Below are 14,021 nucleotides of genomic sequence, written 5' to 3'. Positions count from 1 at the left end.
TCAGCGGGCGTCCACGAGGTCGCAGACGAAGACCAGGGTCTCGTTGGGGGCGATGACCCCGCCCGCGCCGCGCTCGCCGTAGGCCATCCCCGGCGGGATGACGAGCTGGCGACGGCCGCCGACCCGCATGCCCTGCAGGCCCTGGTCCCAACCGGCGATGACCTGGCCGGCCCCGAGCGTGATCCGCAGCGGCTCGCCGCGGTTCCAGCTGGCGTCGAACTCCTTGCCGGTGCTGTGCGAGACGCCCACGTAGTGGACGGCGACCGCGGTGCCCGCGGTGGCCTCCTGGCCGTCGCCGACGGTGATGTCGTTGATCACCAGCTCGGCCGGGGGCTCGCCGGTGGGCTTCGCGATCTTCGGCTTCTCGATGTTCACGTGCGTTCTCCTCGATTCGTGTTGCGTCCAGCGCTGCTGGGGAATTCTCCCGGACGATCCGATGCGGAGCACACGCGCCCGCCGATGCGCGATCGCTGCTGCGGGCTCGTGCTGCTACCTGCTCGCGCACTGCGGTGACGGTCAGGGGCGGTCAGTCCAGGCGCGGGTCAGGGCGTGGACGGCCTGGTCGAGGAGTTCCGGATCGCGAGATGGGCCACTTCGTGGAGGGAGCAGCGATGGCGCTGACCGAGGCGGACTACATCTGGATGGACGGCGAGCTGGTTCCGTGGCAGAACGCCCGGATCCACGTGCTCAGCCACGGACTGCACTACGGCACCGGCGTGTTCGAAGGAGTCCGCGCGTACTCCACATCGGACGGACCGGCGCTGTTCCGGCTCGACGAGCACCTGGACCGGCTGTTCCGCAGTGCCAAGATGCAGCGCATGAAGTTGCCGCGCGACAAGGCGGAACTGCGCGCGGCGACGCTGGAACTGGTGCGCACCAACGGTCATCGCTCCTGCTACGTGCGGCACCTCGCGCACCTCGGCTACGGCGCGATGGGCGTCGACCCCACCGGTGCTGAAGTGCAGATGTCGATCAGCAGCTGGGAGTGGGGCGCCTACCTCGGCGACGCCGCGGAGCAGGGCGTCCGGCTGATGACGAGCTCTTGGCGCCGAAACGATCCGACCGTGGTGCCGACGGCGGCCAAAGCCACCGGTCCTTATCTGAACTCCGCGCTGGCCAAGCTCGAAGCTCGCGAGGCCGGGTTCGACGAAGCGGTGCTGCTGAACACCGACGGGTACGTGAGCGAGTGCTCCGGCGAGAACATCTTCATCCGGCGCGGCGACGTGCTCTACACCCCACCGTCCAGCGCCGGTGCGCTGGAAGGCATCACGCAAGACACGGTCGGGGCGTTGGCCGCGGACCTGGGGATCACCGTGCGGCGCGAAAACCTGCTGCGCTCCGATCTCTACGTCGCCGACGAGATGTTCCTGTGCGGCACCGCGGCCGAGGTGACACCGGTGCGTTCGGTCGACAACCGGGAGCGGCCGGACAGCCGCGCCAAGGTCGTACGGTCGACCAGGGCGCGGCCGTCGCGGTAACGGATCGGTAGGCGGGTCATGGGGTGGCCGTCTCGTGGGGGATTGCCTCGACGAGCGTTTCGCCTTTGTGCTGTGTGAAAACGACGGCGAAGTCTCCGCAGTTTTCGCAGCTAAAGATCAGCGAAATGTTCTAGGTGCGTGCCCATCGTTTCCGAGCAGCGCGGACATACGAGCGAGTCACCATCAAGCTGGATCATATTGCCCCATCGTCTCGTTGAGCGCCAGGCGCTGCCCGATGGTGAGCAGCGCGATTCCATCGTACGTAGCCGAGCAGACACCACGGCATGGACGGCTGGTGCAGGAACGCAGGGCGTGTGCGTGGGTTGCTACGGCAGCAGGGGTGGAGGGGTTTAGTTCGTTGATCGCTGACGGCGCTTTTTGGTCATTACAGTGGCGAGGGTCGCGGCTATCCCGCCGAGTGCCGCCCCGGATGCTGCCACCATCGCTGTGTAGCTCTGGCTGGTGTTTGGTCCTGCCGGGATGGCGTTGCGCATTCGTTCGTCTGTCCAGTACCCCGTCTCCGCGGTAGAAGGCATGGAGGAGACTGTGGGCGATACCGGTTCTGCGACGTTTCTGGCAGGTTCGGCGGTACGGCTGGATGACACGGCAACGGCTGTAAGAGCTACAACAGCGCCCAAGACGGCCCCTCCGGCAATCAGGCCGATTCGCGTGGCAAGACTCATGTCGCCGCCCTCGTCTTGTTTCCAGATTTTGTTCTTTGTCAGCAAAGCTACCCGTCCATATTCTCCCTGTACAGCGCCCCTTCTCGCGCGTCCTCGAAGTACGGCGAGTAATTATTGTTGAACGCAGTGGCCGACTGTGAAGACCATATTGCGGGCAGGGCTATTGACAGCGGAACCAGAACAAACCATGTCCGCGCCATTTTCGGTTGTGAAAGATACCTTCCCAACAACATTTGATCGATAGGGCATCATGCTTGGTACGGAGGGAGGCGCCGGTTCGGCGAGTCGTCGGGTTGGCTCAGCAGATTGTGTCTCCAGTGGGATCGTGCTCTGTGCATGCTGCGCCGGTGGGGTTGCGGGAATCGCCTTGGCTTGGCGTTCCGGGGTCCAGTACTCGCTTGCGCTCCTTAGCTCCTGAGAGCTCACTTAGCGTTCGACGGTCTGAGATGGTGAGCCCTCAGCCTTCTCTTCAAGCGGCGAAGCGGAGGCCGCCGGAAATATCGCAGCCCCCAAGATAGCAATAGTGCCGATTATGGATAATGCTGTCCGTTTTGTCACTCAAGCATTCTTGCGGGCAGCGTTTTGAACGACCGCGGTGTCGGACGCGCTGAACCGCAGCTCGGGATCGGCGGTCAAGCGGGCGACGCCGTGCAGGGCGGGCAGTGCCATCGGGGGTACCTCTCGTGCTGCGCGCGTACGCGCGTGGGGCCGGGTCGTCCGGTCGCGACCGGACGGTTTGGGGTTACTTCCACGTGGCGTTGGCTGCACTGCCCGGCAGCTCCGGCAGTTCTTCGTCGAGGTAGCGCGCTTTCCGCGCGCGGTGACGTCGGCGTCGGTGAACGCGAGCCCGAACGAGCGCTTGAGTCGCGCAATGAACTGCTCCGCCGCGGCGAAGCGGTCGGCGAAGCGCACGACTACTGCGCGGAAGCAGTGTCCACAGCTCAGTAGGTGCTTCCGGGCCTGAGCAGGGCTGCGGTTCGGGTGGTGGGGGTTCTTGACTCGGGTTCCATAACGGTGTTTCATAACATCGTTACGGAATCTGAGGGGGTTGCATGCCGGAGTTCTCGTTGAGCGCGGCAAGTCAGTACGTCGCGGGCGTCGTGCTGCTGACGATCGTCACGATCGAGTTCGGTGGTTGGTTCCTGACCAAGGTTGTTCAAGGTCGGGTGCCGATGACCGAGTTCCAGCGCAACTTCGCCCGCGCTGGGCATGCGCACGCCGGAGTGCTCGTCACGCTCGGGCTGGTCTGCCTGGTGCTCGTCGACGCCACCGCGCTGACCGGTGCGCTCGGGTGGTTGGCCCGGCTCGGGGTGCCGGCTGCGGCGGTGCTGATGTCGGCCGGGTTCTTCCTGTCCTCGCTGGGGCGGGACGTGCACCGGCCGAACCGGCTGATCGCACTGGTCTGGCTGGGGGCGCTGTCGCTGGCCGGTGGCGTGGTGACGCTCGGCGTCGGGTTGCTGGTGGCATGAGGTCGTGAGTGCGTAACAGTGTTCGAACACTGTTACGCACTCACGACCAGCTCAGCGGGGGCGGACTGCTGGGGCGGAGAGGGCTACCAGGAGGGCGAGGGCGGCTGGGACGGCGAGGCCGATGCTGAGGTCGGTCCAGCTGGAGATCAGGCCGATCACCACCGGGCCAGCCAGCAGTCCGCCGTAGCCGAGGGTGCTGACCTGCGCCAGGTCTCGGCCGCTGCGGCTGGGGTCGCGGTTGCCCGCCGCGTTGAAGACCTGCGGGATGATGCACGAGAGTCCGATGCCGAACAGCGCGAATCCGATGATCGCCGCCACCGGGTGGTGCAGCAGCAGGCCGATCCCCAGGCCGGTTCCAGCGATCGCGCCGCAGCAGCGGACCAGCACCACTGGGCCGAGCCGGGCGACCAGGAAATCGCCCAGGAATCGGAAAATGGCCATCATCGCGGAGAACACCGCGTAACCGATCGCTGCGATCGCCGGGGTGGTCTCCAGGACGTCGTGCAGGTACAGGGGCGACCAGTCGGCCATCGAGCCCTCGCCGACCGAGCAGAAGAACGCCAGCACGCCGAGGAACAGGATTCCGGGCGAGATCCCGCGCCGCTGTGGCGAAGAACCGCTCTGCACAGGGGTTTCACGGGGGAGCAACTCGTGTCGAGCCAGTAGTGACACCACGGCGAGTGCTGCTGCGACGAGTGCGAAATGCGTGCCCACGCCGACCGAAGCGTGGGCGGCCAGTGCGCCGACCCCGGCGCCGAGCAGGCCGCCGACGCTGAACATCGCGTGGAAGGTGCTCACGATCGGTTGCCCGTAGCTGCGCTGCACCTGCAGCGCGTGGGTGTTCATAGCGACGTCGACGGTGCCGTGACTGGCGCCGAACGCCAGCAGGCCGATCAGCAGGAACGGCAGGTCGGTGGCGAAACCCGGCAGCAGCAGGCTCGCCGACATCGCCAGCCCTGCCGGGCCCAACACCCGGGCACTGCCGAACCGGTCGGCGAGGTGCCCGACGGCCTGCATCGCCAGCACCGAACCGGCCGCGACCGCGAACAGCGCCAGCGTCACCTGCCAGTCGTCCAGGCCGAGGTCCTGCTTGATCGCCGGGATCCGCGCGGTCCAGGTTCCCAACGCCGCGCCGGTGATCGTGAAGTAGGCAGTGACGGCCCAACGCGCCCGCTGCGGGACCACGATCGCCTCAGACAACGCGGACCTCCACTCCGGCCGCCGCCAGTTCGGTGCGCACTTCCTCCGGTGCGGAGGCGTCGGTGACGACCACGTCGAGATCCGTGACCGGGCAGACGAGTCCGAGGCCGGTGCGGGCGAACTTCGCCCCGTGGCAGACGGCGACGACGCGCTGGGCGGCCTCCACCGCAGCCTGTTTCACCGGCACTTCCTCCAGGTCGTGCGCGGTCAAGCCGTGCTTGGCGGACAGCCCGCACACGCCGAGGATCGTGGTGTCCACCCGCAGCGCGCGCAGCGAGGCCTCCGCGAGGTGGCCGGTGAACGACAACTCACCCGGCTTCGCGCGTCCGCCCGGCAGCAGCAGGTCCACCTGCGGCACGTTGCTCAGCGCGTTCGCCGCGTGCATGTCCAGCGGGATCGCGGTGAGGCGGCGGCGCGCGAGCCGCTTGGCGACCTCGAGCGTCGTGGTGCCGGAGTCGAGGATCACCGATTCGCAGTCGGTGATCAGCTCGTCGACCGCGGCGGCCAACCGCTGCTTGGTCGCCAGCTCGTCGCGCTCGCGCAGCGGGAACGGCGCCGAGTGGCCGCGCAGGAAGCTCACCGCACCGCCGCGCACCCGGCGCAGAACGCCCTGCTCGGCGAGCTGGTCGAGGTCGCGGCGGATGGTCATCTCCGAGCAGCCGGTCGCCTCGGCCAGCTCAGCGACCGTGACGTGCTCGGCCAGCCGCAGCCGTTCGACGATGGTTGATGTGCGTTCCGAACTCTCCACGGTTTCGATCGAACAGCAATCATGTGCGAAGTGCAATAGAACGAACAGTGCATGTGATCGAGCCCGCTGGGGTGGGTGGTGGTGAATGGGGGACAATGGACGTCGACGCTGTGACGAGCAGGTCGTCGACGCCGTAGGAGGAAGATCGTGAGCGTGGCCCAGGAGCGCAACCTTCGATTGGTGCGAGACGTTCCGGCCGAAGCCGGCGTTCGGCTCGGCGACATCAGACTGCGCAACCGCCTGGTGACCTCGTCCAGCCTTCTCGGCTACGGCGTGGCCAACGCCAAGGTGATGGCCTACGGCATGAGCCCGATCTCGCACTTCGTCCCGCTGGAGCGGTTCGGTGCGATCACAACCCGCACCGTCACCGTCGAACCCCGCGAGGGGCACTTCACCACCAAGGACGACTGGGCGCTGAACGAGCTGCCCGCGTTGCTCAAGCGCTACGGGCAGGCGCTGCGGCAGGTCGATGGCGGCTGGCTCAACGCCTTCGGCTGGTGCAACGTCGGCATCGACGCCTACCTGCGCGACTACTATCCGCGCACCCGCGAGCAGAACACCATCATCTCCGTCGGCGGGTTCTCCGCCAAGGAGTTCGTGACCCTGGTCGACAAGGTCAACGCCGCAGTACCGGCCGGCGATATCGCCGCGGTCGAGTTCAACGTCTCCTGCCACAACGTCAACTTCGACTTCGACCAGATCATCGAGTCGGTGCTGGCCGAAGCGGTCCCGCGCAGCAACCACCCGGTGATCCTGAAGCTCTCGCCGGACTACGGCTACGTGGCCCACGCCAAGCTGGCGGCCAAGCACGGGGTGTCCGCGCTGACCGCGATCAACACCGTCAAGGGCCTGCGGCTGGACCCGAACACCGGGCAGCCGCTGCTGAAGAACGGCTTCGGCGGCCTGTCCGGGCGCGCGATCAAGCCGATCGGTTTGCGGGTGGTCAAGGAGCTGCGCGACTCGGGCGTGAGCCTGCCGATCATCGCCACCGGCGGCATCCGCAGCTTCGACGACTGCCGCGAGTACTTCTGGGCGGGCGCCGACGCGGTGAGCCTCGGCAGCGCCAGCTGGTTCGCCAGCTACCCGGGCTACGCGCTGTCGCCGTTCTACGGCGCGCGCATCCGGAACGTGCTGCGCCGCATCGAGAACTACCAGCCGCCGGCCCGCTGATCAGCCCTCCCAGCTGGGAAAACGGCGACGGCTGCCGCCCCCGTGGTAAGAAGTGATCAGGGACACAAATCACTTCTGGGGAGGAAGCTTTGGCTGGTTACGGCGATCACGGCAGCAGTCTGCGGGATCTGCCCCGGTTGCGGGCGACGCGGCGCGGCCGGGTGTCGAGTTGGGACCGCACCGGGGGCAACACCGACAACGTCCGCGTCGAGCCGGGGCAGACCCGTGAGCTGGCCGACATCCGCGGCCCCGGTGTGATCACGCACATCTGGTGCACGGTGGCGCTGGACCACGTGGGCAAGCCCGCCGAGCTGGAGGGCGACTACCTGCGGCGACTGGTTCTCAAGATCACCTGGGACGACCAGTCGCAGCCGGCCGTGCTGGTGCCGCTGGGCGACTTCTTCGGCATGGGCCACGGGCGCAGCGCCAACTTCGTGTCCGCGCCGCTGCAGATGAGTCCGCAGGACGGCAAGGGCTTCAACTGCTGGTTCGCGATGCCCTTTGCCGGGCGCGCCCGCGTTGAGCTGATCAGCGAGCTGAGCGTCAAACCGGTGACGTTCTACTTCTACATCGACTACGAGACCTACACCGAGGCCGACCCGGAGCTGGGCTACTTCCACGCGCAGTGGCGGCGGCAGAACCCGACCGACGGCGTCGAGCAGGGCAACCAGACCAACGAGGAGTTCCTCTTCGGCGGCACCAACATCGGCGGCGAGGGCAACTACCTGATCCTCGAGGCCGAGGGGCGCGGGCATTACGTCGGAACCGTGCTCAACGTGCACAACCTCCGCCGCACCAGCGATTGGAACTGGTACGGCGAGGGCGACGACATGTTCTTCATCGACGGCGAACCGTGGCCGCCGCGCTTGCACGGCACCGGCACCGAGGACTACTTCAACACCGCGTGGTGTCCGGCCCAGACCTACCACGCGCCCTACCACGGCCTGACCATGCCGGGCAGGGAGAACTGGAGCGGCCAGGTCTCCTACTACCGGTTCCACGTCGAGGATCCGGTGGTGTTCGACAAGTCCATCAGGGTCAGCATCGAGCACGGCCACGCCAACAAGCGCTCCGACGACGTCTCCTCGGTCGCCTACTGGTACCAAACCCTCCCAGCACTCCCGATCACCCTCGCCCCGGTCGAAGAGCGCATCCCGCGCCCCCTGTAACCCCGGATCGAAAAATCGCTCAGACGGCGCAGCGGAGGGGGCCTCCGTTGTAGGTGACCGCGTCGGTGAAAGCGGCGGCCAGGTCGAGGTCTGTGTTGTCGGCTTCGGCGTAGGCGCGGTGGAGGTTGAGGACGATTCGTTCGGGGTCCGGCCAGGTGGCGAATTCGCCGAGGTCGCAGCGGTTTGCCGCTTCTAGTGGGGTTAGGCCGTCTGTGCGGGCTTGGCGGGCTGTGCCGAGGACGAACCTGTAGTAGCGGGCATGGTTTTCGAGGATGCGGGGGAGGGACAGGCCGGGGAAGACCGGGCCGTGGCCCGGGACCACGGTTTTCGCGCGGAACCCTGCTAGCCAGTCGAGGGATTTCAGGGCGCCTTCCAGAGATCCCATGAACACCAGCGGGGTTACGCCGTGGAAGATCAGGTCACCGGTGAACAGGACCTCCGCGTCCGGGACCCATGCCACGACGTCGCCGCGGGTGTGCGCGGGATGGCCGGGGTGGTGCAGCTCGATCCGGCGGCTGCCTGCGTGCAGGGTGAGCGAATCCTCCAGCGTCACCGTTGGGGCGCGGTGTTCGGTGATGCCCCACCGTGGCGGTGGGTTCCAGACCGGAGGCGGGTTCTGAAGCATCGTGTCGTTGAGGATGCCGTCCCGGGTCGCTGGGTGTCCAATCAGGACGGTGGACTCCGGGAGCAGGGCGTTGCCGTGCGTGTGATCGCCGTGCATGTGGGTGTTCACCGCGAACCGGATCGGCGCGTCTGCGCTGGCAGTGCGCACGGCATCGAGGAAGCGCTGCGTGCGTTGTGCCGTCGCGCAGGTGTCGATCAGGACTGCTGCGTCGTCGCCGAACACCGCTCCGGCGTTGTTGATCCACCAGCTGCCGTCCGGTTGGACCCAGGCGTGCACTCCGGGGGCGACCTCGGACAGCGTTGCGCGATCGGGGTCGGTTTTCACGGCTGACCTCCCAGCTGCTGCGGGAAGCGCGCGGCTTCCCGAGCCGATCATCGTCGTGGATCACCAGTGTGCCCCGCCGCACTGGCGGGTGGAGCGCCGCGCACCGAGATCCGGGCAGTCGGACTTCGCACGTAGGGTGGTGGTGTGGCCGATCCGTCCACCTACCGACCCGCACCCGGCACGATTCCGGACGCCCCCGGCGTTTACCGGTTCCACGACGCCGGTGGCCGCGTGATCTACGTCGGCAAGGCGAAGAGCCTGCGCAGCAGGCTGTCGTCGTACTTCGCCGACCTGGCCGGGCTGCATCCGCGCACCCGCCAGATGGTCACCACCGCCACCGGAGTGCAGTGGACCGTCGTCGGCACCGAGGTCGAGGCGCTGCAGCTGGAGTACTCCTGGATCAAGGAGTACGACCCGAGGTTCAACGTCCGCTACCGCGACGACAAGTCCTACCCGGTGCTGGCGGTGACGCTGCACGAGGAGTACCCGCGGCTGTCCGTCTACCGCGGACCGCGGCGCAAGGGCGTGCGCTACTTCGGTCCCTACGCGCACGCGTGGGCCATCCGCGAGACGCTCGACCTGCTGCTGCGGGTCTTCCCAGCGCGCACCTGCTCCGGCGGGGTGTTCAAGCGGCACTCCCAGATCGGCCGCCCCTGCCTGCTCGGCTACATCGGCAAGTGCTCGGCGCCGTGCGTCGGCCGGGTCGACGCCGACGAGCACCGCAGCATCGTCGAGGACTTCTGCGACTTCCTGGCCGGGCACACAGACCAGCTGATGCGCAAGCTCGACAAGGAGATGCAGGCCGCCTCCGCTGAGCTGGAGTTCGAGCGCGCCGCCCGGCTGCGCGACGACCTGGAGGCGCTGCGGCGCGCGATGGAGAAGCAGGCCGTGGTGCTCGGCGACGGCACCGACGCCGACGTGGTCGCCTTCGCCGAGGACGAGCTGGCCGCCGCCGTGCAGGTCTTCCACATCCGCGGCGGTCGAGTCCGCGGTCAGCGCGGCTGGGTGATCGACAAGGTCGCCAAGGCTGATGGCGCAGAGATGGACACCTCAGAACTCACCTCCCAGTTCCTCACCCAGTTCTACGGCGAGCAGGCGTCGCTGGCCGACCAGGCCGACGCCGGCGGGAGCCCGGTGCCGCGCGAGGTGCTGGTGCCGCAGCTGCCCGAGGACGCCGAGACGATCGCCGGCTGGCTCGGCGAGCTGCGCGGCAGCCGGGTGAGCCTGCGGGTGCCGCAGCGCGGCGACAAGCGGGCGCTGATGGAAACTGTCGAGCGCAACGCCAAGGAATCCTTCCAGCAGTACAAGCTCCGCCGCGCCGGTGACCTGACCGCGCGCTCCGCGGCGCTGCAGGAGCTGCAGGAGGCGCTGGCGCTGGACACGGCGCCGCTGCGGATCGAGTGCATCGACGTCAGCCACGTGCAGGGCAGCGACGTGGTCGCCTCGCTGGTGGTGTTCGAGGACGGCGTGCCGCGCAAGTCCGAGTACCGCCGCTTCGAGGTCCGCGAAGGCGCCGAGGGCGGCGACGTGGGGTCCATCGACGAGGTGGTGCGCCGCCGCTTCCACCGCTACCTCAGCGAGGTCGGCGAGACCGAGACCGAGAAACCCGAAGAGCCGCAGGTCGGGGCGGGCGTCGACCCGGAGACCGGCCGTCCGCGCAAGTTCGCCTACCCGCCGAACCTACTGGTCATCGACGGCGGCGCCCCGCAGGCCAACGCCGCCGCCGATGCGCTCACCGAAATGGGCATCACCGACGTCGCGGTGATCGGCCTGGCCAAGCGGCTGGAGGAGGTCTGGCTGCCCGCCGACCCGGACCCGGTGATCCTGCCACGCACCAGCGAAGCGCTCTACCTGCTGCAACGGGTCCGTGACGAGGCGCACCGCTTCGCCATCAGCTACCACCGCAAGAAGCGCGGCAAGCGCATGACAAGCTCCACATTGGACGCGATTCCGGGACTGGGCGAAACCCGCCGCACGGCGCTGCTCAAGCACTTCGGTTCGGTGCGCAAGCTGCGCCAGGCCGGGGTGGACGAGATCGCCGAGGTTCCCGGGATCGGCCGCCGCACCGCCGAGACCGTGCATTCGGCGCTGGCGGCAGACGGGGGAGCCGGGTCTGGCCCGGCGACGAAGAACACTGAAGGGGAGAGCAGTGACTGAGGAGTCGGGCATCGAGGTCGCGGTGGTCAGCGGCCTGTCCGGGGCGGGCCGCAGCACCGCGGCCAAGTGCCTGGAGGACCTGGGCTGGTTCGTGGTGGACAACCTGCCGCCCGAGCTGATCGCCACCATGGTGGAGTTGGGGGCGCGCTCCAGCGGCGCGGTCACCCGCGTCGCGGTGGTGATGGACGTGCGCAGCCGCGCGTTCACCGAAGACCTGGGCGCGGTGATCAGGGACCTGGACGCCCGCGGCTACAAGCCGAAGGTGGTGTTCCTAGAGGCCACCGACGAGGTGCTGATCCGCCGCTTCGAGGGGGTGCGGCGCAGCCACCCGCTGCAGGGCGAGGGACGACTGGCCGACGGCATCGCCGCGGAGCGCTCGCTGCTGTCCCGGCTGCGCTCCGAGGCCGATCTGGTGCTGGACACCTCGAACCTGTCGGTGCACCAGCTGCGGTCCAAGATCGAGGACGCTTTCGGCACCGAGGCCAGCACCCGCACCCGCGTCACCGTGCTGTCCTTCGGCTACAAGTACGGCCTGCCGATGGACGCCGACCTGGTGATGGACTGCCGGTTCCTGCCCAACCCGTTCTGGATCCCCGAGCTGCGCGAGTTCAACGGCCTCGACGACGAGGTCCGCAACTACGTGCTCGGGCAAGAGGGTGCCGAGGAGTTCCTGCAGAGCTACCAGCAGCTGCTGCGGCTGGTCGGCGCCGGCTACCACCGCGAGGGCAAGCGGTATCTGACGCTGGCGCTGGGCTGCACCGGCGGCAAGCACCGCAGCGTCGCGCTGACCGAGGAACTGGCCCGCCGCCTGGCCGAGGACGACGGGATGATGGCCAAGACGGTGCACCGGGACCTGGGGCGCGAGTGAGCGGGGAGCTGCGCGCGGTCGCCCTCGGCGGCGGGCACGGTCTGCAGGCGACGCTGTCAGCGCTGCGCCAGATCACCTCGGACGTCACAGCCGTGGTGACGGTGGCCGACGACGGCGGTTCGTCCGGTCGGCTGCGCCGCGAACTCGGCATGCTGCCGCCCGGTGACCTGCGCAAGGCGCTGGCCGCGCTGTCCGACAGCGACCCCGACGGGCAGCTGTGGTCGACGGTGTTCGAGCACCGCTTCGGCGGCAGCGGCGCGCTGGCCGGGCACGCGGTGGGCAACCTCGTGCTGGCCGGGCTGCTGGAGGTGCTGGACGACCCGGTGCAGGTGCTCGACCAGGCTTGCCGCTTGCTCGGCGTGCAGGGCCGGGTGCTGCCGATGTCCACCGAGCCGCTGGACATGTCCGCCGACGTCGTCGGCCTGGACGCCGACCCGAACGCGGTGCGGACCATCCGCGGCCAGGTTGCCATCGCCAGTACGCCTGGTCGGGTGAAACAGGTCAGCTTGCAAGCGAATGGCGGGGCCCGCCCGGCAGCCTGTCCGGAGGCGGTCGAAGCAGTGCTGTCGGCGCACTTGGTGCTGCTCGGACCGGGTTCGTGGTTCACCAGCGTGCTGCCCCACCTGTTGGTCCCGGAGCTGCACGAAGCCTTGGTGCGCACGTCGGCGCGCCGGTTCGTGGTGCTAAACCTGGTTCCGCAGCCCGGGGAGACGGCGGGTTTCTCGCCCGAACAGCACCTCGACGTACTCTCGCAGCACGCACCGCGGCTGCGAGTCGACGCAGTGCTGGCCGACGCGAACTCGGTTCCCACACCGGACCGGCTGCGCGCAGCGGCGACCGAACTGGGTGCGCGGACTCTGCTGGACGAGATCGCCGCACCCGCCGTGCCGGGACGGCACGACCCGCAGGCGCTCGCAGCATGCCTGCGGGTCGCACTGGAGAGGAGGACGGACCGGTGGCGATGACCGCGGCGGTCAAGGACGAGTTGAGCCGGTTGTCGGTGACCAAGACGTGCTGCCGACGGGCTGAGGTTTCCTCGTTGCTGCGCTTCGCCGGTGGCCTGCACATCGTTGCCGGCCGGGTGGTGGTCGAGGCCGAACTGGACAGCGGCTCCACGGCGCGCAGGCTGCGCAAGGAGATCCACGAGCTGTTCGGGCACCACTCCGACGTGCACGTGATCACCTCCGGCGGGCTGCGCAAGGGCACCCGCTACGTGGTGCGCGTGGTGCGCGACGGCGAGGGCCTGGCCCGGCAGACCGGCCTGTTGGACCCGCGCGGACGTCCGGTGCGAGGCCTGCCCGCGCACGTCGTCTCGGGCGGCGCCTGCGATTCGGAAGCGGCCTGGCGCGGCGCGTTCCTGGCGCACGGATCGCTGACCGAACCGGGGCGCTCCTCGTCGATGGAGGTCACCTGCCCCGGCCCGGAGGCGGCGTTGGCGCTGGTCGGCGCGGCGCGGCGGATCGGCGTGGCGGCCAAGTCCCGCGAGGTGCGCGGCGCGGACCGGGTGGTGGTCCGCGACGGCGACGCGATCGGCGCGCTGCTGACCCGGCTCGGCGCGCACTCCAGCGTGCTGTCCTGGGAGGAGCGGCGGATGCGCCGCGAAGTCCGGGCGACCGCGAACCGGCTGGCCAACTTCGACGACGCGAACCTGCGCCGCTCGGCGCGCGCCGCGGTCGCGGCCGCGGCCCGGGTGGAGCGGGCGCTGGAACTGCTCGGCCCGACGGCGCCGGACCACCTGCTGGTCGCAGGTCGACTGCGGTTGGCGCACCGGCAGGCCTCGCTGGAGGAACTCGGTCAGCTGGCCGACCCGCCGATGACCAAGGACGCGGTGGCCGGCCGGATCCGCCGCCTGCTGGCGATGGCCGACAAGCGCGCCCGGGAATTGGGCCTTCCGGACACCGAATCCGCGGTCACCGCGGAGATGCTCGAAGCCGACGCCTGATCCGACTTCTCGATCGCGGATTCAACGGGAACTGCGATCAGCTCGCGGGGAAATCCACAGTTTCAATTGGAACTGTGGATTTCCCGGGGCGGCCAGAACCGGTGCAGAGATTCCGATCACGGATCCGGAGCGCCGCGCCGGCCGGAAAAGGTGCCGATGACCAGCGGTGATGCGGGTGTTCGGTGAGT

12 protein-coding genes are annotated in these 14,021 nt (G+C 68.7%); 8 read left to right on the top strand and 4 right to left on the bottom strand.

Going from position 1 to position 14,021, the window contains the following annotated elements; all coding sequences use genetic code 11:
* Nucleotides 1-375, bottom strand: coding sequence for an FKBP-type peptidyl-prolyl cis-trans isomerase (locus ACWCO2_RS02510; RefSeq protein WP_450125921.1), 375 nt, complete (start codon nucleotides 373-375; stop codon nucleotides 1-3).
* Nucleotides 376-584: 209 nt separating this feature from the next.
* On the opposite strand from ACWCO2_RS02510, the gene ACWCO2_RS02505 reads away from it, so the two are divergent.
* Together ACWCO2_RS02505 and ACWCO2_RS02500 are read left to right on the top strand one after the other, a co-directional pair.
* Nucleotides 585-1,478, top strand: a complete 894-nt coding sequence (locus ACWCO2_RS02505) for a branched-chain amino acid transaminase (protein WP_450125920.1) — start codon at nucleotides 585-587, stop codon at nucleotides 1,476-1,478.
* 1,735 nt (nucleotides 1,479-3,213) lie between these two features.
* Nucleotides 3,214-3,630, top strand: a complete 417-nt coding sequence (locus ACWCO2_RS02500; protein WP_450125919.1) for a hypothetical protein — start codon at nucleotides 3,214-3,216, stop codon at nucleotides 3,628-3,630.
* A gap of 51 nt (nucleotides 3,631-3,681) precedes the next feature.
* Here the strand turns inward: ACWCO2_RS02500 and ACWCO2_RS02495 are convergent, their stop codons facing one another.
* Both ACWCO2_RS02495 and ACWCO2_RS02490 read right to left on the bottom strand, forming a co-directional pair.
* Nucleotides 3,682-4,830, bottom strand: coding sequence for an MFS transporter (locus tag ACWCO2_RS02495; RefSeq protein WP_450125918.1), 1,149 nt, complete (start codon nucleotides 4,828-4,830; stop codon nucleotides 3,682-3,684).
* Complete coding sequence (locus tag ACWCO2_RS02490) at nucleotides 4,823-5,578, bottom strand: DeoR/GlpR family DNA-binding transcription regulator (protein ID WP_450125917.1); 756 nt, start codon at nucleotides 5,576-5,578, stop codon at nucleotides 4,823-4,825. Before ACWCO2_RS02490 ends, ACWCO2_RS02495 begins: the two co-directional genes overlap by 8 nt.
* A gap of 147 nt (nucleotides 5,579-5,725) precedes the next feature.
* Here ACWCO2_RS02490 and ACWCO2_RS02485 point away from each other — a divergent pair, with 147 nt between their 5' ends.
* Together ACWCO2_RS02485 and ACWCO2_RS02480 are read left to right on the top strand one after the other, a co-directional pair.
* A complete protein-coding gene (locus ACWCO2_RS02485; RefSeq protein WP_450125916.1) occupies nucleotides 5,726-6,748 on the top strand; it encodes a dihydroorotate dehydrogenase in 1,023 nt (340 codons plus the stop codon).
* An 89-nt stretch (nucleotides 6,749-6,837) separates the two neighbouring features.
* Nucleotides 6,838-7,917, top strand: a complete 1,080-nt coding sequence (locus tag ACWCO2_RS02480; protein ID WP_450125915.1) for a glycoside hydrolase family 172 protein — start codon at nucleotides 6,838-6,840, stop codon at nucleotides 7,915-7,917.
* A gap of 19 nt (nucleotides 7,918-7,936) precedes the next feature.
* On the opposite strand, the gene ACWCO2_RS02475 is transcribed toward ACWCO2_RS02480, so the two are convergent.
* Complete coding sequence (locus ACWCO2_RS02475) at nucleotides 7,937-8,866, bottom strand: MBL fold metallo-hydrolase (RefSeq protein WP_450125914.1); 930 nt, start codon at nucleotides 8,864-8,866, stop codon at nucleotides 7,937-7,939.
* 144 nt (nucleotides 8,867-9,010) lie between these two features.
* Here ACWCO2_RS02475 and uvrC point away from each other — a divergent pair, with 144 nt between their 5' ends.
* The 4 genes from uvrC to whiA are packed head-to-tail and all read left to right on the top strand — an operon-like array spanning nucleotide 9,011 to nucleotide 13,833.
* A complete protein-coding gene (gene uvrC / locus ACWCO2_RS02470; RefSeq protein WP_450125913.1) occupies nucleotides 9,011-11,023 on the top strand; it encodes an excinuclease ABC subunit UvrC in 2,013 nt (670 codons plus the stop codon).
* Nucleotides 11,016-11,891, top strand: a complete 876-nt coding sequence (gene rapZ, locus ACWCO2_RS02465) for an RNase adapter RapZ (RefSeq protein ID WP_450125912.1) — start codon at nucleotides 11,016-11,018, stop codon at nucleotides 11,889-11,891. Before uvrC ends, rapZ begins: the two co-directional genes overlap by 8 nt.
* Nucleotides 11,888-12,856 (top strand): gluconeogenesis factor YvcK family protein, encoded by a 969-nt coding sequence (locus ACWCO2_RS02460; RefSeq protein ID WP_450125911.1) that lies wholly within the window; start codon nucleotides 11,888-11,890, stop codon nucleotides 12,854-12,856. The genes rapZ and ACWCO2_RS02460 overlap by 4 nt, the downstream gene beginning before the upstream one ends.
* Nucleotides 12,847-13,833, top strand: a complete 987-nt coding sequence (whiA, locus tag ACWCO2_RS02455; protein ID WP_270950169.1) for a DNA-binding protein WhiA — start codon at nucleotides 12,847-12,849, stop codon at nucleotides 13,831-13,833. The genes ACWCO2_RS02460 and whiA overlap by 10 nt, the downstream gene beginning before the upstream one ends.
* The last annotated feature ends 188 nt before the right edge of the window (nucleotides 13,834-14,021 follow it).

It is taken from the genome of Saccharopolyspora sp. NPDC002376 (assembly GCF_053593195.1).
Note: the sequence above shows the minus strand (reverse complement) of the source record. Positions and strands in the feature narration are given on the sequence as shown.

What these genes read in the sequence shown, in the direction of transcription:
- ACWCO2_RS02505 (WP_450125920.1), top strand. Translation starts at nt 585, where the DNA reads ATGGGCCACTTCGTGGAGGGAGCAGCGATGGCGCTGACCGAGGCGGAC.
- ACWCO2_RS02500 (WP_450125919.1), top strand. Translation starts at nt 3,214, where the DNA reads ATGCCGGAGTTCTCGTTGAGCGCGGCAAGTCAGTACGTCGCGGGCGTC.